An 18,468-nucleotide genomic window follows, 5' to 3' on the forward strand; every position below is an offset into this window, starting at 1 on the left:
CAGTCGTACGTGATCATCTGGCGCGGCGCGAACTCGACACCACGGTCATCCTCGAAGCTGACCCCACCCAGCCCCGAACCACGCAGTACGCGATTAGACATGTCAAACCTCCGAGATCGTCATCCGTGCCAACGGTCGGCCAGCCCGGATCATTCCCATTTTGGCATGTCCGAGCCATATGTACGCACCTGACAGCCCGTCGTGACCTGCTGTCATCGACTGTTCACAGATCACGGTGTGTCGCCGTGTGTCGTAGGCCACGCGTCGTACGACGTGCCAAATCGATATCCGGTTCACAGCCTGTTGCCAGGAATCGAGGATCTCCTCCTCAGTATCCGTCCCTAGCCTCAGCGTCCATGGTGCTACCCCGCCACAAGCTCCGTGGCCTCAACTTCGTGAACGTGGCGCTGGTCGCCATCGTGCTCGTCATCGGCGTGACCTCCTACTTCCTGTTCTTCAAGAAGGATCCGCCGGCCGCCGGCGCGACCCGGCCGTCGGTCGCCGTCCAGCGGGGCGCGGTCACCGCGAGCGTCAGCTCCAGCGGCACCCTGCAGAGCTCGACCACCGCGTCGCCGCAGTTCGAGACCTCCGGCACGGTCACCCAGGTACTGGTCAAGGTCGGCCAGGTGGTGGCGAAGGGCGCGGCGATCGCCAAGATCGACCCGTCCGCCGCCGAGCGGCAACTGGTGATCGCCCAGCAGAACCAGATCGCCTCAGCGAACTCGGTGACCGCCGCGGAGGGCTCGCTCACTGACGCGCAGACCGCGCTCACGGCGGCCGAGGAGGCCTCGGCGTCCCCGTCGCCGACCCCGACTCCGACCAACGGTCAACAGCAGCAACAGCAGAGCCAGTCTCAAGGTCAAGGGCAGGCTCAGAGTCCGGAAGTTGCCGTGAGCAACGCCGAGGCGAGTCTGGCGAAGGCGAAGGCGGACAAGGAGCAGGCCGACCAGAACGTCGACGCCGCCGAGGCCGCGGTCGCCGCGACCACGCTGAAGGCGCCGATCGCCGGCACCATCACCGCGGTGAACGGCGCGGTCGGCTCGGTGGCCGGCGGCTCCAGCTCCGGTTCAGGAAGCGGGAGCGGGAGCAGCGGTGGTCAAGGCTCGACCTCAGGTCAAGGTTCATCCTCGGCCTCCAGCAGTACGTCGAGCGCGTCGGGCACCGGCTTCGTCGACATCGCCGACCTCAAGTCGCTCCAGGTGGTGGCGGCGTTCGCGGAGGCCGATGCGATCAAGATCAAGGCCGGCCAGTCCGCGACCGTCACGCTGAACGCCGAGCCCGGTACGACGCTCACCGCCTCGCTCGCGTTCGTGTCGCCGACCCCGACCACGACCAACGGGGTCGTCTCGTACTCGGCGACCTTCAGCCTCGCCAAGCTCCCGGCGAACGCCCGGATCGGTCAGACCGCGAACGTCACGGTGCAGACCGCGAAGGCCGCGAACGCCCTGTACGTCCCGAGTACCGCGATCGCGACCAGCGGTACGACGTACACGGTGACGATGGCCGACGGCAGCGGTACCCGTGAGGTGAAGGTCGGCGTCCGGGGCGACAGCTACACGCAGATCGTGTCCGGGCTGAACGAGGGCGACCAGATCGAGCTGCTGCAGGGCTCGATCGGTGGCACCAGCACGCAGAACGGCCAGACCCGGCAGGGGCAGCTCGGCGGGGGCGGTCAGTTCGGCGGTGCGGGCAACGGTGGCGGCTTCGGCCGGGGTACCGGTGGCGGAGCTGGAGCCGGTGGCGGTGGTTTCGGTGGCCGCTGACACCCTGATCGAGCTCCGGGAGGTCACCAAGACGTACGGCAGCGGCGAGACGGCGGTGCACGCGCTCCGGGGCGTGTCGCTGCGGATCGAGGCCGGCGAGTACGTCGCGGTGATGGGCTCGTCCGGATCCGGCAAGTCGACGTTGATGAACATCCTCGGCTGTCTCGACGTACCGTCGCGGGGCGAGTACTGGCTGGACGGCAGTGATGTGGCCCGGCTGTCCGAGGACCAGCAGGCGCTCGTCCGCGGCCGGAAGATCGGGTTCGTCTTCCAGTCGTTCAACCTGATCCCGCGGACCACCGCGCTGGCGAACGTCGAGCTGCCGCTCACCTACGCGCACCTGCGCCGGGCCGAACGCCGGCGGCGGGCGAACCGCGCGCTCGAACTGGTCGGTCTCGCGGACCGTACCGGCCACCGCCCGAACCAGCTGTCCGGCGGTCAGCAGCAGCGGGTCGCGATCGCCCGGGCACTCGCGACCGGCCCGCGGATCCTGCTCGCCGACGAGCCGACCGGCAACCTGGACGCGCACTCGACCGACGAGGTGCTCGGCATGTTCGGCGAGCTGCACGCCGAGGGCCGGACGATCATCGTGATCACCCACGAGCACGAGGTCGCGGCCCGCGCCCGGCGGCTGGTGCATGTCTCCGACGGCCGGATCGTCGCCGACGAGGTGACCCGCTGATGTCACCACGCGACCTGATGGGCGCCGCGCTCCGCGGCCTCACCGCGAACAAACTCAGATCCCTGCTCACCGTCCTGGGCGTGTCGATCGGCGTCGGCGCGGTCATCGTGCTGGTTGCGGTCGGCAACGGTTCCGGCAAGGCGGTGCAGCAGCGGCTGGAGGCGATGGGTACCAACCTGCTCACGGTCTCCACGACCGGCGGTGGCGGCGGGTTCATCCGCGGCCAGGCCGGTCCGGCGAATCAGCAGTACAGCCTGACGCTCGAGGATTCGGCCGCGCTGTCGGACAAGCACCTCGCGCCCGACATCGCGTCGGTCGCGCCGGTGATGACCAGCTCCGGTACGGCGACCAACGGAGACACCAGCTACACGGTCAACCAGGTGATCGGTACGACCCCGGCGTACCTGCCGGCCACCAATACGCCGGTGCAGCTCGGGCAGTCGTTCACGCAGGCGGACGTGGACGCGTCCCAGCGGGTGATCCTGCTCGGGCAGACGGCCGCGACCGAGCTGTTCACCCGGCCGGCGAGCGCGGTCGGCCGGACGATCAAGCTCGGCGCCGTCGACTTCACGGTCCTCGGCGTACTGGCGAGCAAGGACAGCACCGGGTTCAACGACCCGAACTCGACGGCGATCGTGCCGATCACGACGCTGCGGGCGACCCAGGCCGGGTACGGCGCGCTGAACCAGATCGTCGTACAGGCGGCCGACAAGGACCACGTCGACACCGCACAGGCCGAGGTCACGGAGCTGCTGACCGCCCGGCATCAGGTGCCGGCGACCGAGACGACGTCGCCGTTCCGGATCACGAACTCCGCGCAGATCCTGCAGACCAGCCAGGACACCGCGGCGACGTTCACCGCACTGCTCGCGACCGTGGCCGCGATCAGCCTGGTGGTCGGCGGGATCGGCGTCACGAACATCATGCTGGTCACCGTCACCGAGCGGACCCGGGAGATCGGGATCCGCAAGGCACTCGGCGCCCGGCGGCGCACCATCCTCGGCCAGTTCCTGATCGAGGCGACGCTGCTCAGCCTGATCGGTGGCGCGGTCGGCGTCGGCGTGGCGCTGATCGTCACCCGCTTCCAGCTGGCCGGTGTGCAGCCGGTGCTGGTGCCGTCGTCGATCGGACTCGCGCTCGGCGTGTCCGCGGCGGTCGGCCTGTTCTTCGGCAGCATGCCGGCGCACCGAGCCGCCGGACTCCGTCCCATCGACGCACTACGACACGAGTGAGAGGCCACCTGCTATGACTGACCAGACGCCCGACGAGTTCGCCCAGATCGGGTCCGACGAGGAGGTCCAGGCGGCGCTGCAGCCGAAGAAGACCCTCAACCTGCCGCTCGCGACCGCGATCCTGACCGGGATCGTGGTGCTCGCGATCGGGCTGGCGGGCGGTGCCGGGATCCACGCCGCGTTCGCGTCGACCAGCTCGTCGTCGAACCAGCCGCAGGCCGGGCGCGGCTTCGGTGGGTACGGCGGCTACCGCGGCGGCCAGGGCGGTGGTCAGGGCGGTGGCCAAGGTGGTGGTGGGTTCGGCGGCGGGACGGTCGGCACGGTGGTGTCCGCGAACTCCTCGCAGCTCGTCGTGAAGACGCAGTCCGGCAACGTCACGGTGAAGCTCACCGGCGACACGACGTACGAGATCACCTCGAAGGGCACGGCCGCGGACCTGAAGACCGGCGAGCAGGTGGTCGTCAGCGGCCAGAACGCCAACGGCACGATCACCGCGAACACGGTCCGCCAGGGGTCGTTCGGCGGCTTCCGCGGTCCGAACGCGACACCGTCCTCGCGCTGAGGACCCCCGAACCGTGCGCCCGGCCAGCACCCCGGCCGGGCGCACGTTCATACGCGGGTGGCGAAGAGGGCGACGGCGGTGGAGTCGAGCGTGAAGGTGCCGCCGTACGCCTCGATCGCGGCGCCGGTGCGGTCGAGCACGGTGTCGAGCTTGCCGGCGTCGGCGAGCGGCTTCGCCATGCCGCTGGTACGGAGCTGATCGAGCCACTCGTCGCGGGTGTAGGTGCGGGACCACGGGAAGGTCGGTCGCTCGACCGCGGTGAACGCGCCGCCCAGGGCGTCGGCGGTGCGGTCGAGGAAGTGCTCGTACGCGCCCAGCGGTGCCGCGGCGGCGTGGGCGGCGGCCGGATGGTCAGGGAGCACGTCGCGCTGCACGGTGGCGAAGGCGGCGCCGAGCTCGGGCGGCGGTTGCAGGACGTACCAGAAGACCGCGAACGTCCCGCCGGGCCGCAGTACGTCGGCAGCCTTCGCGGCACCGGCGACCGGGTCGATCCAGTGCCAGGTCATCCCCGCCACCAGCGCGTCGTACGTCCGCCCCGCCGGATCCCACGACTCGAAGGGCGCGACCTCCACGTCGACCCCGGTGCTCCGCGCGTACGCCGCCATCCGCTCGTCGACCTCCACCCCGAGCACCCGGCACCCGGCGGCCTGGAGCTGCCGTGCCACGATCCCGGTCCCGCAGCCGACATCGACCACCTGCTGTCCGGTGCCTTTGGCAACAACCGCCTTGATCAGAGCGTCCGGATAGCGCGGCCGGGCGCGGTCGTACAGCGCCGGGTCGGACCCGAACGACTCCGCCATGTCGCGCCGCCGATGCGGCTCACCGCCAGCTAGAGTGGGCATGTGCCCACCGTAGTGGGCGATTGCCCATTCGTGTCAAGGGACGGTTCGGAATGCCTACCGGTGTGGCGATGCGGGACGCTCGCGAGGTGTTGTTCGACGCGGCCGAGCGGGTGCTGCTTCGGGAGGGGCCGGAAGGGCTCACGAGTCGGGCAGTAACCACTGAGGCGGGGTGCGCGAAAGGCCTGCTGCACAAGCATTTCGTGGACTTCGACGGGTTTCTGGCGGAGCTGGTGCTGGATCGGATCCGGCGGCTGCACGTGCAGGGTGAGGTGTTGCTGGCGGCGGCGGGGGAGCGGACCGTGGTCGAGAACCTCACCGAGCTGCTGACCGACCTGTTCGGGTCGGTCGCGGTGGCGATCGTCGGCTTGACGATCTCGCGGGACGGGCTCCGGGCGCGGCTGCGGAAGGACGTGCCGGCCGGCGTACCGATCCTGAGCGAGGCCGGGCAGGTGATCCGGGACTACCTGGCGGCGGAGCAGACGTACGGCCGGATCCCCGCCGGCGCCGACACCGACGTCCTCGGGCTGACCCTGATCGGATCCACCCATCTGCTGTACGCCGACCGTACCGGCACCCGCCCGACCGCGGACCAGGTACGGGCGTTCGTGAGCTCCGTCGTTCCCGCCTGAGCGCCGCAGAGATCCGATGAGTCATTGACGCCTGCGCTTGGAAAGCGCTATCTTCCGACGAAATGAGGCCCAAAAAGTACAAATCGAGCCTCTCGAGACGGAAGTTGGCACGACTGTGATCAGGTCATTCAAAGTCCTGGCCGCGGGGGTGGGGATTGCCCTGACGCTCGCCGCCTGCGGTACGAACGAAGCCGCGAAGGCGGAGCAGGATCCGAAGGCGCCGCTGGAGCTGTGGGCGCGGACCACGCCGGGCGGCGACGGCGAGAAGGGCATGAAGAAGCTCGCCGCCGCCTTCGAGCAGCAGACCGGGCAGAAGGTCGAGGTGACCGCGATCTTCGACGACTTCGAGACCAAGCTGGCCCAGCGCGCCGCGCAGAAGGACCTGCCGGACATCGTGATGAACGACTCGTCGCAGCTCGGCACGATGGTCAGCCAGGGCATCGTCCGCGAGGTCGACCTGTCCGCGATCAAGGGCAGCGACCAGCTGCTCGAGCCGGCCCTGGCCGCGGCCCGCGCCGCGGACGGCAAGACGTACGGCGTCCCGTACTCCGCGCAGGCCTCCGCGCTGCTGATCCGCAAGGACTGGCTGAAGAAGGTCAACCTGCCCGCTCCGGCGACCTGGGACCAGCTGGTCACGCTGGCGAAGGCCTTCACGACGCAGGACCCCGACGGCAACGGCAAGGCCGACACGTACGGGCTGGCCGTGCCCGGCTCGACCAAGCGCGGCTACGCCTCCTGGTACTTCTCGAACTTCCTCTGGGCCGGTGGCGGCGACTTCGTCACGAAGGGTGCCGACGGCAAGTACAAGCCCGCGATGACCACACCCGAGTCCGAGGCCGCGACCAAGTGGTTCCGCGACCTGGCCTGTACGTCGAAGGTGATCCAGCCGGGCGCCGCGACGATGGACACGCCGCCGACCAACGAGACGTTCGAGGCCGGCAAGACCGGCATGTACGTCGTCGGCCCGTACCTGATGCCGCGGTTCGACTCCTCGCTCGGCAAGGACAAGTACGAGGTCGTCGCGATGCCGAAGGGCCCGAAGGACTCGACCGTGCTGGCCGAGGGCGGCAGCGTCTACCTGATGGCCGGCTCGAAGAACGAGGCCGCGCAGAACGCGTTCGCGTCGTACGCGATCTCCGAGGCCGGGCAGAAGGTCGGCATGGAGGGCGAGAAGGCGTTCATCGTGCAGCTGCCGGTGAACAAGAACGTCGACATCAGCACGGTCCGCCCCGACCCGCGCTGGAAGCTGTACGCCGACGTGTACAAGGAGCACGGCCGGTACGCGCCGTCGGTGCCGAACTGGACGCCGATCCGGCAGAGCACCGCGGACACCGTGAACGCGCTGATCGCGGACTGCGGCCTGGACCTGGACTCGGAGCTGAAGAAGCTCGACCAGAAGCTCGGTGACACGCTCAACCAGCAGGGCATCGGCGCGTCGTGAGTGTTCGGGAAGCAACACCGTCGGCGGCAGGGACGGCAGCGGCGGCACCGGCGCGGACAGCGCCGGGGGCTGCCGGCCGAGCCCGGCGGAACGGCCAGTGGTGGATCCCTTGGCTGTTCCTCGCGCCGGCGCTCGTGCTGTTCGTGTACTTCAAGTTCATCCCGATGGCGCAGGCGATCGGGATGTCGGTTCAGGAGGTCCGCCCGTACCTGGGCAACCGGTGGGTCGGGGGCGCGAACTACGCGGAGATCCTGGGCGACGGCGGCTTCCGCTCGGCCGCCTGGAACACCGTGGTCCTCGCGGTCGGCCAGACGGCCGGCTCGATGATCCTCGGGTTCTGCCTCGCGCTGCTCGTCGAGGGGCAGACCCGCAAGCTGAGCTTCATCCGGTCGGCGGCGTTCCTGCCGGTCGTCGTGCCGCTGGCGGTCACCGCCGAGCTCTGGCGGATCATGTACCACCCGACCGGCGACGGCCTGATCAACCAGGTCATCGGACTGGTCGGGCTCGGTCCGTTCGGGTTCATCAACGACCCGCACACGTCGCTGGCGTCGATCGCGGTGACCGGGATCTGGCGCGGGGCGCCGTACGACATGATGATCTTCCTGGCCGGGCTGGCGGGGATCGACCGCGGGCTGTACGAGGCCGCGACGGTGGACGGCGCGTCGACCTGGAAGCGGATCCTGCACGTCACGCTGCCCGGGTTGCGGCCGGTGTTCGCGATCCTGTTCGTGCTGGCCGCGGTGCGCGGGTTCCGGACCTTCACCGAGGTGTTCCTGCTGACCAACGGCGGGCCGAACGGCTCGACCGAGGTCGTGATGACGCTGATCTACAAGCTCGGCCTGGAGCAGAGCCGGCTCGGCGTCGGCTCGGCCGGTGCCGTACTGCTGTTCGCCGCGACGCTCGTGCTGACCGTCTGCGTCCAGCTGCTGCGACGGAGGAGATCCGCATGAGTGCCGCCACCGAGACCGCGCTCGGTCTCACCGAGAGCAAGGGCGCCGGCGCCCGGATCGCGAAGTTCGTGATCTACGTCGGATTGTTCACAATCTTCGCGGGGCCGTTGCTGGCGCTGCTGGTCGGCTCGTTCAACCACGTGTCGGACCCGACCCAGCTGAGCGTCGTACCGAAGACGCCGACGCTGGACAACTTCCGGATAGCGTTCGACCACGGCGTACTGCGGTACCTGCTGAACTCGTTCTTCGTCGTCGGCTTCGGGCTGCTGCTGCAGGTGGCCGTGTCCGTGCTCGCGGGGTACGCGCTGGCGCGGAAGAAGTTCCCGCTGATGACGCTGGTGATGGTCGCGATCCTGGCCACGATGATGCTGCCCGAGGAGATCCTCGCGCTGCCGCTCACGCTCGTCCTCGCCGACCTGCCGCTGGTGCACCTGAACCTGATGGGCACGCTGGCCGGGATGATCGTGCCGCTCGGCGCCTGGGCGTTCTCGATCCTGGTGATGACCGAGTTCATGAAGGACGTGCCGCGGGAGCTCGAGGAGGCGGCGCGGATCGACGGCGCCGGCGAGTTCCGGATCTTCGGGCAGATCATCCTGCCGCTGTGCAAGCCCGCGCTGGGCGTGATCGGGGTGTTCGGCTTCACGATGATCTGGGACCAGTACCTGCTGCCGCTGCTGGTCGCGCAGAACGCCAAGGCCTACACGCTCCCGCTGGCGCTGCGGACGCTGCGGATCGATCCGGCCGTCACGCCCGGTGTCGTACTCGCGGCGTCGTTGCTCGCGCTGCTTCCTTCCGTGCTGGTGTTCCTCTTCTTCCAACGTTCGTTCGCCCGGGGCCTGACCTCCGGCGCACTCAAGGGGTGAGACATGGATCGTCGTACCTTCCTGGCAACAACCGGCGTCGCGGGCGCCGCGGCCGCCACGCTGAACGCCCTTCCCGCCATGGCTGACACACAGGCGGGCGTTGTTCGCTCGTTGGACGAGCTGCGGGCGGCGATCGCCGCCGCGACGCCGGGGACCGTCGTGACGGTTGCCAACGGCACCTATGAGGTGACCTCGCCGGTCGCGATCACCGGAAAGCGCGGCACCTCCGACGAGCCGATCGTCGTACGGGCGGAGTCCGTCGGTGGGGTCGTGCTGACCGGAGAGCAGATCTTCGTACTCAGCGCGTCCTCGGACGTCACGATCAGCGGGTTCGCGTTCCGCGGGCAGACCACGACGTTCGACGTACCGCCGGACTGCAAGCGGATCCGGCTGACCCGCAACGACTTCCAGCTGGCCGACGTCGAGGGTCTGCACTGGGTGATGATCCGCGGCGACCACACCGAGTTCGACCACAACGAGTTCCACGACAAGTCCAAGCTCGGCATCTACCTGGGCATCGAGGGCGCGGGCACCGACCAGATGGCGGTCGGCGTGCACATCCACCACAACTACTTCCGCGACCACACCTTCCCCGGTGACAACGGCGGTGAGCCGATCCGCCTGGGGGTCAGCCCGCGGGCGCTGTCGACGGCGGCCGCGGTCGTCGAGCTGAACCTCTTCGAGCGCTGCAACGGCGATCCGGAAGCGGTGTCGGTGAAGTCGTCCGGCAACACCGTGCGGCACAACACGTTCCGCGACAGCATGGGTGGCATCGTGCTGCGGCACGGTAACGGGACCCGGGTCGACGGCAACTACCTGCTGTCCGGCCAGAACGGGATCCGGATTTACGGCAACGATCATCTGATTGTCAACAATTACCTTGAAGACATCAGCAACTCGGGCGTCGTCCTCGGCAGCGGCAGTGTCCGGGACCACTACCCGGGCGAGCCGTCGAAGTCCCGTACCGGCAACGACGCGCCCGACCGCGTACGGATCGCGCTGAACACCGTCCTGGACTGCGAGTCCGGGATCGTCGGCGAGAGCCACCGGACGCTGCCGCCGCTGGACTGCGCGGTGACGGACAATCTGTTGGTGGCAGACAGCGGAGAGATGGTGAACATGCCGTTCCAGGACGGCATCACCTGGTCGGGCAACATCCACTGGGGACAGGGCACGGACGGCAACGCACCGGCGGCCGCGTTCACCCGCGTCGACCCGCGGCTCGCGGCCGGGACCGACGGCGTACGCCGGCTGACATCCGGTAGCCCCGCGATCAACGCGGCGTCCCGCGCGTACCCGGAGGTTCCGCGCGACCTGGACGGCGACCACCGGACCGGCCGGGCGGCCGACGTCGGCGCGGACGAGTACTCGCCGCGGCGGCCGGCGTACCGCCCGTTGACACCGGTCGACGTCGGGCCGCACGCACGATGAGTGCCGCGGGCGCGATGAGTGCCGCGGGCGCGCTGAGTACCGCGGTCGGCGAGCAGGAGATCATCCGGTCGTACCTGGACCGGCTGCGACTGGACCTGGTGGTCGCGGCCCGGATCACGAAGGTGCACCGCGAGTGGTCGCGGGCGCTGATGCCCGATCCGTTCTCGCGGCTGTACCTGATCCTCGAGGGCGAGGGACGCCTGGTCGTCGGGGACCAGGAGCTGTACCCGCGGCCCGGCGAACTCGTGTACACGCCGGCCGACGTCCCGGTGTCGTACGAGACGATCAGCGACAACGTGTTCCGCAAGCACTGGCTGCACTTCTCGGCGCTGATCGGCGACCGGGACATCAGCGAGCTGATGACGTTGCCGTACATCGTGCCGAGCCGGGCCCCGGAGGAGGCCGCGGCGCTGTTCGAACAGGTCGGCGCGGCGGACCGGGACCCGCCCGGGTTGTCGACGCCGCTGCGGATGCGGTCCGCGCTGACCGCCTTGTTCGCGCACTTCCTGGAGAGCGCGCCGCCGGGCGCGGTGCGGTTGTCGCCGCAGCAGACGACCGAGTCCGGGATCGTGAAGTACATCCAGGACAACCTCGCCACGCTGCCGAGCGTGGAGGAGCTGGCCGCCGTGTTCGGGTACGACCTACCGGCGTTCCTGCGGCATTTCCGGAGCGAGTTCGGGCTGTCGCCGAAGCAGTACATCAAGCGCGCCCGGATCGAGTGGGCCCAGCGCGAGTTGTCGACGACCGCGCGCCCGATGGAGGAGATCGCGGCCGCGGTCGGGATGGACCAGTCCTATTTCTCGAAGGTCTTCCGACAGGTGAGTTCGGTGACCCCGAGCGAGTACCGAAAGTTGTACCGCCCAAGCAGCTAGGTAGCGTCCGGTAAGGAGACTCGGATGGATCGTCGTACGTTCTTGATCAGCAGTGGAGTGGTTGCGCTCGCGGTGGGAGGCGCGACGCCGGCGTTCGCGGCTACGGTCACGTCGCTGGCGGAGTTGCAGCAGGCAATCGACAGCGCGACGGCCGGGACCACGATCACGGTCGCCAACGGTACGTACGCCGTACCGTCCGGGTCGCCGATCACGATCAGTGGGCGGCACGGGAGCAGTACCGCACCGATCACGATCGTGGCGCAGAGCCGGGGTGGGGTGACGCTGACCGGGGAGCAGAGCTTCGTGTTCAGCGGGTCGTCGGACGTGACGATCAGCGGGTTCGCGTTCCGGCAGGGTACGACGCTGGAGATCCCGGCGGACTGCCCGCGGATCCGGCTGACCCGCAACGACTTCCAGCTCGCGACGGCGGCCGGGCAGCACTGGGTCGTGGTGCGCGGCGACGACGCGAAGATCGACCGGAACACCTTCCACGACAAGTCCACGGCCGGCGTCTACCTGGTGATCGACGGCCCGGGCACCGAGGCGATGGCGCAGCGGACGTACATCCTGCGCAACTACTTCCGCGACCACACGTACGCCGGGGCCAACGGGGGCGAGCCGATCCGGCTCGGGGTGAGTGCCCGGGCGCTCAGTACGGCGGACGCGACGGTCGAGTACAACCTGTTCGAGCGCTGCAACGGCGACCCGGAGGCGATCTCGGTGAAGTCGTCGGGGAACCTGGTCCGGTACAACACGGTCCGGTCGTCGGTCGGCGGGATCGTGCTGCGGCACGGGAACGGGACCCGGGTGGAGAGCAACTATCTGGTGGCCGGGAGCAACGGGATCCGGATCTACGGCAACGATCATCTGATTGTCAACAATTACGTGGACGGGGTCGGGAGTGCCGGAGTGGTGCTCGGGAGTGGAACCGAGCGGGACCACTACGAGGGCGAGCCGTCGAGTTCACGGACCGGGAACGATGCGCCGGACCGGGTGACGATCGTGCTGAACACGCTCCGGAACAACGGGCAGGCGGTGGAGGGGGAGAGTCAGCGCACGGTGCCGCCGCTGGATTGTGTGATTGCCGACAATCTGATGGTCGGCAACAGTGGTGACCTGGTCACGATGCCGTACCTGGACGGGATCACCTGGTCGGGCAACATCACCTGGGGTGCGGCGACGGACGGCAACATGCCGGCCGCCGGGTTCACCCGCGCCGATCCGAAGCTGGTGGCAGGCTCGGACGGCGTCTGCCGCCTCGGCGCGGGCAGCGCCGCGATCAACGCGACAAGCCTGAACCACTCGACCCAGGTCACCGACGACGTGGACGGCGAGCCCCGGACAGCCCCGTACGACGTAGGCGCGGACGAGTACTCAACAACTCAACCGCTCCGTCGACCTCTAACTGCTACAGATGTAGGACCGAACGCAGCCTGACCACCCAGCTGGGGTGGTCAGACGACGGTTGGTTGGGTGTTGCCGGCTTCGCGGATGCCTCGCCGCATGTCTACGCGGGTGAGGAGGGCGAGGCCGATCACGAAGAAGATGCCGAGGGCGACGATCGCGGGGCGGTAGGAGCCGGTGAGCTGGTGGACCAGGCCGAAGACCAGGGTGCCGAGCCACGACGTTCCGCGTTCGCCGGCCTGGTAGAGGGAGAAGTACTCGGCCTCGCGGCCCTTCGGGATCAGCTGGCTGAACGCGGAGCGGGACAGCGCCTGGGTGCCGCCCAGCACGATCCCGATCGCGACCCCCATCGCCAGGAACGGCACGATCCGGTGGGCCGGGAGCAGGAAGCCGGCGATCACGATCAGCATCCAGATCACCAGCCCGCCGGTGATCGTCCGGTGCGCGCCGTACCGCGCCGCGACCCGGCCGAACACGAGCGCCCCGAAGAACGCCACGAACTGCACCATCAGGATCGTCGCGATCAGCACCTGCGTCTGGAACCCGAGCTGCTTCTCGCCGTACGTCGACGACACCGAGATCACGGTCTGGATGCCGTCGTTGAAGAACAGGTACGCGACCAGGAACAGCAGCGTCATCGGGTACGTCCGGATGTGCCGCAGGGTCGCCGCGAGCTGCCCGAAGCTCTGCCGTACCAGCCCGCGACTGCCGACCGGCTCGACGTTCACCGGCGCCCGGTTCCGCAGCCGGACGAACGGGATGATCGTGAACAGCCCCCACCAGACGCCCGCGCTGAGCAGGCTCAGCCGGACGGCGGCGCCTTGGCTCAGACCGAGCGCATCGTGCGCGGTGACCACCGCCAGGTTGACCGCCAGCAGCAGGAACCCACCGGCGTACCCGAACGCCCAGGCCCGTGACGAGACCGCGTCCCGCTGGTTCGGGGGAGCGATGTCGATCAGGATCGAGTCGTACACGACCAGCGCGGACCCGAGACACAGGTTCCCGATGAACAGCAGCAGCGCGCCGAGCTCCCACCGCCCGCCGCCGACGAACACCATGCAGCAGGCGGCCACCGACCCGACCCAGGCGAACCCGCACATCAGCAGCTTCTTCCGGGCCATCCGGTCCGCGATCGCCCCGACCACCGGCAGGAACAGCGCCGACACCAGCGTCGCGACCGTCACCACGTAGAACGCCAGCGACCCGGGGGAGATCCCGAGCCCGAGGACGTGCAGGTTGGTGTTGCACGGGTGGTCCGTGGTACCGACGTACCCGCAGGCGTCGGTCTCGGCGACCGAGGTCAGGTACGGCGCGAACAGCACCGTCCCGACCGTGGTCACGTACCCGGAGTTCGCCCAGTCGAAGAGGCTGAACCCCCAGTACTCACGCTTGTCCACACCGTCCGGGGCGGAGAGAAGTCCCATGCGCGGAAGTGTGTCATTCCCCGGGTACGTCGCGGCGTACCGGCGGATAACACTTCAGTGCCACTGGCCCCGTTCGACCAGGACCTCGCGGAGGATGTCGGTGCGGTCGGTGATGATCCCGTCGACCCCGGCGTCGAGCAGCCGGCGGATGTCGTCCGCGTCGTCGACGGTCCACACGTGCACCTGCTTGCCGCGCGCGTGCGCCCGCTCGATCAGCCCGGGCGTGAGCAGCTGCAGTGAGCCGTACCGCTCCGGGATCTGCAGGCAGGCTCCGCGTGACGGCAGCGTGATCGGCAGGAAGCGGAGCAGCGCGATCTCCCACTGCCCGTACCCGGTGCACAGCCGCGGCCCGAGCAGCTTGCGCATCCGGTTGACCCGGGACTGCGAGAACGACGACACGCAGACCCGGTCGATCGCGTTCGCGGCCCGCAGTACGGCGGCGGACGGCTCCAGCCCGCCCTCCGCCTTGACGTCGAGGTTGAACCGGACGTCCGGGAAGTGCTCGAGCAGCTCGTCCAGCCGCGGGATCGGCTCCTGGCCGTTGATCCGCGCCTTGCTGACCTCCGACCAGGGCAGCTCGGCGATCACGCCGCTGCGGTCGGTGACCCGCTCGAGCCGGTGGTCGTGGAACGCGATCACCACCCCGTCGCTGGTGGCGTGCAGGTCGGTCTCGACGTAGGAGTATCCGAGGTCGACGGCGTGCTGGAACGCGCGCAGCGAGTTCTCGTAGCCGACGATGTCCGGGTGGTCGGCGCCGCCGCGGTGCGCCATCGCGATCGGTCCGTCGTGGACGAGGTACGAGTACACAACCTGAAGTATGTACCGTTGGGTCGGTGACGGTACTCAGCCCCCGCCCCGACCTGTGGACGCTCGATCCGGACGTCCTGCACCTCAACCATGGTTCGTACGGCGCCGTGCCGCGCCGCACCCAGGAGGTGATGGCCGGCCTGCGGACCGAGATGGACGCCAACCCGATGGTCTGGTTCCGGACCGTCGCCGACCGGCTGGCCGCGAGCCGGCTGGCGCTGGCGGCGTTCCTGGAGACCGACCCGGCCGGGTTCGCCCTGGTCCCGAACGCGAGCGCCGGCGTGACCGTCGCGCTGCAGACGCTGCCGATCCCGGCGGGCAGCCGGATCGTGCTCACCGACCACGCGTACGGCGCGGTCCGGTACGCCGCCGAGCGGTTCGCCACGCAGTACGGCGCCGAGGTGGTGACCGTGGCGATCCCACTGGAGGCCGACGACCGGACCGTCGTCTCGCTGATCGCGGAGCAGCTGGACGGCGCCGCGGTGCTGATCGTGGACCAGATCACCTCCGGTACGGCGAAGGTGTTCCCGATCGAGGCGCTGGTGGCCGCCGCCCACGACCGCGGCGTACCGATCGTGGTGGACGGCGCGCACGCCCCCGCGCTGATCGACGCGCCGGCCGCGGCGGGTGCCGACTTCTGGACCGGGAACTTCCACAAGTGGCCGGCCTCGCCGCGGGCGACCGCCGGCCTGGCCGTCGCGGAGCGCTGGCGGTCTGCGTCGATGCCGCTGATTGTGTCGTGGTCGGAGTACGACGAGCGCATGCCGGAGCGGTTCGACATGCAGGGTACGTACGACTACGTGCCGTGGATCGCCGCGCCGGAGTCGCTCGGGGTGCTGGCCGAGCTGGACTGGCCGGCCCGCCGCCCGCAGCTGACCGCCCTGGTCGAGGAGGGGGCACGGGTACTGGCGAAGGCGCTCGGGACCGGTGTCGCGGAGGTCGTGCATCCGCCGGCGACGATGCGGCTGGTCGAGCTGCCGGCGTCGGTCGACCTGTCCGGCGGTGACGCGCTGAAGATCCGGGTGTCGCGGGAGCTGAAGGCCGAGATCACGTTCACCGGGTTCGAGGACCGGAAGTTCATCCGGCTGTCGGCGCACGCGTACAACTCGCTCGCCGACTACGAGAAACTGTCGGAGGGGTTGCCTAGGCTCCTCGGGTGAACGACATCCAAGGGTCTTACAACACTGCCGCCGCCGACTACCACGCGATCCTGAAGGACTACCACCGGGCGGATCCGTTCGAGATCGGCGCGCTCGACTACTTCGCGGCACTGGTCGAGCACGGCCCGGTGGGCGATCTCGGCTGCGGGACCGGGCGGATCACGACGTACCTGGCCGGTCTGGGGCTGGACGTGTTCGGGATGGACCTCACGCCGGGGATGATCGAGGTGGCGCGGCGGGAGTATCCGGAGCTCCGGTTCGAGGTCGGGTCGTTGTTCGGCCTGGACCTGAAGGACGGCGAGCTCGCGGCCGCGCTCGCGTGGTACTCGCTGGTGCACACGCCCCGGGAGGAGCTGCCGACGGCGTTCGCGGAGTTGTTCCGGGTGCTGCGGCCCGGGGGCGTCCTGGTGCACGGGTTCAAGGTCGGCGAGGGCAGCCGGCCGCTGACGCAGGCGTACGGTCACGACGTCAACCTGCAGGTGTACATGTACTCCGCGGCGGACGTCGCGGGCCTGCTCGCGGAAGCCGGTTTCGTGGAGGTGGCGACGCTGACGCGCGCGGCACTGCCCGCCGAGAAGGACGCCGGGCAGGCCGCGCTCATCGTCCGCAAACCGGAGTAGTCAGGCAGGCCAGTTGTCAGCCTTTGATGGCGCCTGAGGTCATGCCGGCGACGATCTGGCGGTTGAAGAACAGGAACATGATCAGCGGGGGGATCGTGATCAGCAGGATGTTCATGAACAGCAGGTTGTACTGGGTGGAGAACTGGCTGTTGAAGTTGTAGAGCGTCAGCTGGACGGTCGCGTTCTGGTCGCCGGGAAGGAAGTACAGCGGGTTGGTGAAGTCGTTGAAGACCGCGACGGACTGCACCACGACGACCGTGACGATCACGGATCTGAGCAGCGGGAAGATCACCCGGAAGAACAGCCCGAGCGGCCCGGCGCCGTCGATCACCGCGGCCTCGTCGAGTTCCCGGGGGATGGTGGCCACGAACGCCCGGAACAGCAGGATGCAGAAGGACAGGCCGAACGCGATCTCGATCAGGATCAGGCCCGGCATGGTCTTGAACAGGCCGAGCTTCTGCAGCACCCAGATGGTCGGTACGACGGCCGGCGGGATGATCAGCCCGGCCAGCACCAGGAAGTTGATCGGGCCGTTCCAGCGGCTCTTGCGGCGTTGCAGGACGAAGCCGGCCATCGCGGACAGTACGACCATCCCGGTGACGCTGGCGACGGTCAGGATCGTGCTGTTGATGAACGCGATCACCAGCATGTAGTCCCGGGCCTCGACGACCTCGATGAAGTTCTGCACGATCCGGAACTGGTGCGGCCAGGCGAAGTTCAGGTCCGCGGACTGCGTGCGGTCCTTCACCGCGGTCAGCACGATGAACGCGAACGGGATCACGAACACCACGATCGACACCAGAATCGCGACCGCGCTCAGCACCCACTTCCGCGCAGGCCGGTGGTTGACCATCTCAGCCGTACTCACAGGTCCACCTCCTTCCGGTTCAGGAACCAGGACAGCGGGAGGATGATCGCGGTGACGACGACGAACAGGACGACGTTGCCGGCCGTGGACAGTCCGTAGAAGCCCGCCTGGTACTGCTTGTAGATCACCGACGCGATCACGTCCGAGGTGAATCCGGGGCCGCCGCGGGTCATCGCCCAGATCAGGTCGAAGGACCGCAGGCCGCCGATCAGCGACAGGATGATCACGGTCACGGTGGCCGGCCGGGACAGCGGCAGCACGATCCGCCGGAACTGCTGCCACGACCCGGCGCCGTCCACCCGGGCCGCCTCGATGTACTCGCGCGGGATCGACACGATGCCCGCGATGTAGATCAGCGTGGCCAGGCCGACGCCCTTCCAGACGTCGACCGCGGCCACCGACAGCAGCGCCCATTTCGGGTCGGTGAGCCAGCCCGGGCCCTGGATCCCGATCAGCGCGAGCGACTTGTTGATCAGGCCCTGGTCCGGGTTCATCAGCACGGTGAAGGTCAGCCCGACGCCGATCGTGGAGACCAGTACCGGGAAGAACACCACCGAGCGGAGGTAGCCGCGGGCAATGATCTGCGAGGTCAGCAGGACCGCGAGCAGCAGCCCGAGGACCACCTTCGACCCGGACGTGACCACCGCGTAGATCAGCGTGTTCGTGAAGCCCTTGACCAGCTGCGGTTCCTGGAAGAACAGCTTGAAGTTGTCCAGCCCGATGAACTTCGACTCGAACAGGCTCCAGCGGGTCAGGCTGAAGTACAGCGAGGCGAACGTAGGGACCAGGAACAGCACGCCGTAGATGATCGCGGTCGGCAGGTAGAACCAGTTGGAGTACGGACGGTGGACCTTGCTGCCGGTCTTGGAAACGGTGGTTGCGGCCTTGCTGTGCTCCTGGGTGATCGTCACCGCCACC

General features: G+C 68.8%; 19 protein-coding genes. 13 read left to right on the top strand and 6 right to left on the bottom strand.

Going from position 1 to position 18,468, the window contains the following annotated elements; genetic code table 11:
• The coding region (locus VFF46_RS02930) for an RNA polymerase-binding protein RbpA (protein WP_325035457.1) at window positions 1–101 on the bottom strand (101 nt) is incomplete at its 3' end.
• Window positions 102–356: 255 nt separating this feature from the next.
• On the opposite strand from VFF46_RS02930, the gene VFF46_RS02935 reads away from it, so the two are divergent.
• Genes VFF46_RS02935 through VFF46_RS02950 form a run of 4 tightly spaced genes read left to right on the top strand, consistent with a single transcriptional unit; the run spans window position 357 to window position 4,239 of the window.
• Window positions 357–1,763 carry an efflux RND transporter periplasmic adaptor subunit gene (locus VFF46_RS02935; RefSeq protein ID WP_325035427.1) on the top strand — a complete coding sequence of 469 codons (1,407 nt, stop codon included), beginning with the start codon at window positions 357–359 and terminating at the stop codon, window positions 1,761–1,763.
• Window positions 1,753–2,445, top strand: coding sequence for an ABC transporter ATP-binding protein (locus VFF46_RS02940; RefSeq protein ID WP_325035428.1), 693 nt, complete (start codon window positions 1,753–1,755; stop codon window positions 2,443–2,445). The genes VFF46_RS02935 and VFF46_RS02940 overlap by 11 nt, the downstream gene beginning before the upstream one ends.
• Entirely contained in the window at window positions 2,445–3,677 is a 1,233-nt protein-coding gene (locus VFF46_RS02945) for an ABC transporter permease (protein WP_325035429.1), read from the top strand. The genes VFF46_RS02940 and VFF46_RS02945 overlap by 1 nt, the downstream gene beginning before the upstream one ends.
• Window positions 3,678–3,690: 13 nt before the next feature.
• A complete protein-coding gene (locus VFF46_RS02950) occupies window positions 3,691–4,239 on the top strand; it encodes a hypothetical protein (RefSeq protein WP_325035430.1) in 549 nt (182 codons plus the stop codon).
• Between the two features lie 47 nt (window positions 4,240–4,286).
• Here the strand turns inward: VFF46_RS02950 and VFF46_RS02955 are convergent, their stop codons facing one another.
• Window positions 4,287–5,081, bottom strand: coding sequence for a class I SAM-dependent methyltransferase (locus VFF46_RS02955; RefSeq protein ID WP_325035431.1), 795 nt, complete (start codon window positions 5,079–5,081; stop codon window positions 4,287–4,289).
• 50 nt (window positions 5,082–5,131) lie between these two features.
• On the opposite strand from VFF46_RS02955, the gene VFF46_RS02960 reads away from it, so the two are divergent.
• The 7 genes from VFF46_RS02960 to VFF46_RS02990 all read left to right on the top strand — a co-directional run bounded on the left by VFF46_RS02960 (window position 5,132) and on the right by VFF46_RS02990 (window position 12,704).
• Window positions 5,132–5,710, top strand: a complete 579-nt coding sequence (locus VFF46_RS02960; RefSeq protein WP_325035432.1) for a TetR/AcrR family transcriptional regulator — start codon at window positions 5,132–5,134, stop codon at window positions 5,708–5,710.
• A 115-nt stretch (window positions 5,711–5,825) separates the two neighbouring features.
• Window positions 5,826–7,151: a sugar ABC transporter substrate-binding protein gene (locus tag VFF46_RS02965; RefSeq protein WP_325035433.1), complete on the top strand. Its 1,326-nt coding sequence runs from the start codon at window positions 5,826–5,828 to the stop codon at window positions 7,149–7,151.
• The gene (locus VFF46_RS02970) at window positions 7,148–8,101 is read left to right on the top strand and encodes a sugar ABC transporter permease (protein ID WP_325035434.1); all 954 of its coding nucleotides are present in this window, start codon (window positions 7,148–7,150) and stop codon (window positions 8,099–8,101) included. The genes VFF46_RS02965 and VFF46_RS02970 overlap by 4 nt, the downstream gene beginning before the upstream one ends.
• Window positions 8,098–8,964 (top strand): carbohydrate ABC transporter permease, encoded by an 867-nt coding sequence (locus VFF46_RS02975; RefSeq protein WP_325035435.1) that lies wholly within the window; start codon window positions 8,098–8,100, stop codon window positions 8,962–8,964. The genes VFF46_RS02970 and VFF46_RS02975 overlap by 4 nt, the downstream gene beginning before the upstream one ends.
• A gap of 3 nt (window positions 8,965–8,967) precedes the next feature.
• Window positions 8,968–10,395 (top strand): polysaccharide lyase 6 family protein, encoded by a 1,428-nt coding sequence (locus tag VFF46_RS02980; RefSeq protein WP_325035436.1) that lies wholly within the window; start codon window positions 8,968–8,970, stop codon window positions 10,393–10,395.
• Window positions 10,392–11,267 carry an AraC family transcriptional regulator gene (locus VFF46_RS02985; RefSeq protein ID WP_325035437.1) on the top strand — a complete coding sequence of 292 codons (876 nt, stop codon included), beginning with the start codon at window positions 10,392–10,394 and terminating at the stop codon, window positions 11,265–11,267. Before VFF46_RS02980 ends, VFF46_RS02985 begins: the two co-directional genes overlap by 4 nt.
• 24 nt (window positions 11,268–11,291) lie before the next feature.
• Complete coding sequence (locus tag VFF46_RS02990; protein WP_325035438.1) at window positions 11,292–12,704, top strand: polysaccharide lyase 6 family protein; 1,413 nt, start codon at window positions 11,292–11,294, stop codon at window positions 12,702–12,704.
• A gap of 17 nt (window positions 12,705–12,721) precedes the next feature.
• Here the strand turns inward: VFF46_RS02990 and VFF46_RS02995 are convergent, their stop codons facing one another.
• On the bottom strand, window positions 12,722–14,095 hold the full coding sequence (locus tag VFF46_RS02995; RefSeq protein WP_325035439.1) for an MFS transporter: 1,374 nt from the start codon (window positions 14,093–14,095) through the stop codon (window positions 12,722–12,724).
• A gap of 54 nt (window positions 14,096–14,149) precedes the next feature.
• Window positions 14,150–14,902, bottom strand: coding sequence for a glycerophosphodiester phosphodiesterase (locus VFF46_RS03000; protein WP_325035440.1), 753 nt, complete (start codon window positions 14,900–14,902; stop codon window positions 14,150–14,152).
• A 26-nt stretch (window positions 14,903–14,928) separates the two neighbouring features.
• Between VFF46_RS03000 and VFF46_RS03005 the strand changes: the two genes are divergently transcribed.
• Both VFF46_RS03005 and VFF46_RS03010 read left to right on the top strand, forming a co-directional pair.
• Window positions 14,929–16,062, top strand: a complete 1,134-nt coding sequence (locus VFF46_RS03005) for an aminotransferase class V-fold PLP-dependent enzyme (RefSeq protein WP_325035441.1) — start codon at window positions 14,929–14,931, stop codon at window positions 16,060–16,062.
• The gene (locus VFF46_RS03010; RefSeq protein ID WP_325035442.1) at window positions 16,059–16,682 is read left to right on the top strand and encodes a class I SAM-dependent methyltransferase; all 624 of its coding nucleotides are present in this window, start codon (window positions 16,059–16,061) and stop codon (window positions 16,680–16,682) included. The genes VFF46_RS03005 and VFF46_RS03010 overlap by 4 nt, the downstream gene beginning before the upstream one ends.
• Before the next feature lie 16 nt (window positions 16,683–16,698).
• On the opposite strand, the gene VFF46_RS03015 is transcribed toward VFF46_RS03010, so the two are convergent.
• Together VFF46_RS03015 and VFF46_RS03020 are read right to left on the bottom strand one after the other, a co-directional pair.
• Entirely contained in the window at window positions 16,699–17,550 is an 852-nt protein-coding gene (locus VFF46_RS03015; RefSeq protein ID WP_325035443.1) for a carbohydrate ABC transporter permease, read from the bottom strand.
• Window positions 17,547–18,461 carry a sugar ABC transporter permease gene (locus VFF46_RS03020; protein WP_325035444.1) on the bottom strand — a complete coding sequence of 305 codons (915 nt, stop codon included), beginning with the start codon at window positions 18,459–18,461 and terminating at the stop codon, window positions 17,547–17,549. The genes VFF46_RS03015 and VFF46_RS03020 overlap by 4 nt, the downstream gene beginning before the upstream one ends.
• Window positions 18,462–18,468: the final 7 nt, after the last annotated feature.

The sequence above is a fragment of the Kribbella sp. genome (assembly GCF_035655035.1).
GTDB lineage: Bacteria > Actinomycetota > Actinomycetes > Propionibacteriales > Kribbellaceae > Kribbella.

Bases quoted from the DNA above. Each gene is read 5' to 3' on its own strand.
- VFF46_RS02950 (WP_325035430.1), top strand. From the start codon at position 3,691: ATGACTGACCAGACGCCCGACGAGTTCGCCCAGATCGGGTCCGACGAG.
- VFF46_RS02960 (WP_325035432.1), top strand. From the start codon at position 5,132: ATGCCTACCGGTGTGGCGATGCGGGACGCTCGCGAGGTGTTGTTCGAC.
- VFF46_RS02980 (WP_325035436.1), top strand. From the start codon at position 8,968: ATGGATCGTCGTACCTTCCTGGCAACAACCGGCGTCGCGGGCGCCGCG.
- VFF46_RS02975 (WP_325035435.1), top strand. From the start codon at position 8,098: ATGAGTGCCGCCACCGAGACCGCGCTCGGTCTCACCGAGAGCAAGGGC.
- VFF46_RS02990 (WP_325035438.1), top strand. From the start codon at position 11,292: ATGGATCGTCGTACGTTCTTGATCAGCAGTGGAGTGGTTGCGCTCGCG.
- VFF46_RS02985 (WP_325035437.1), top strand. From the start codon at position 10,392: ATGAGTGCCGCGGGCGCGATGAGTGCCGCGGGCGCGCTGAGTACCGCG.
- VFF46_RS02955 (WP_325035431.1), bottom strand. From the start codon at position 5,081: ATGCCCACTCTAGCTGGCGGTGAGCCGCATCGGCGGCGCGACATGGCG.
- VFF46_RS02945 (WP_325035429.1), top strand. From the start codon at position 2,445: ATGTCACCACGCGACCTGATGGGCGCCGCGCTCCGCGGCCTCACCGCG.
- VFF46_RS02995 (WP_325035439.1), bottom strand. From the start codon at position 14,095: ATGGGACTTCTCTCCGCCCCGGACGGTGTGGACAAGCGTGAGTACTGG.
- VFF46_RS02935 (WP_325035427.1), top strand. From the start codon at position 357: ATGGTGCTACCCCGCCACAAGCTCCGTGGCCTCAACTTCGTGAACGTG.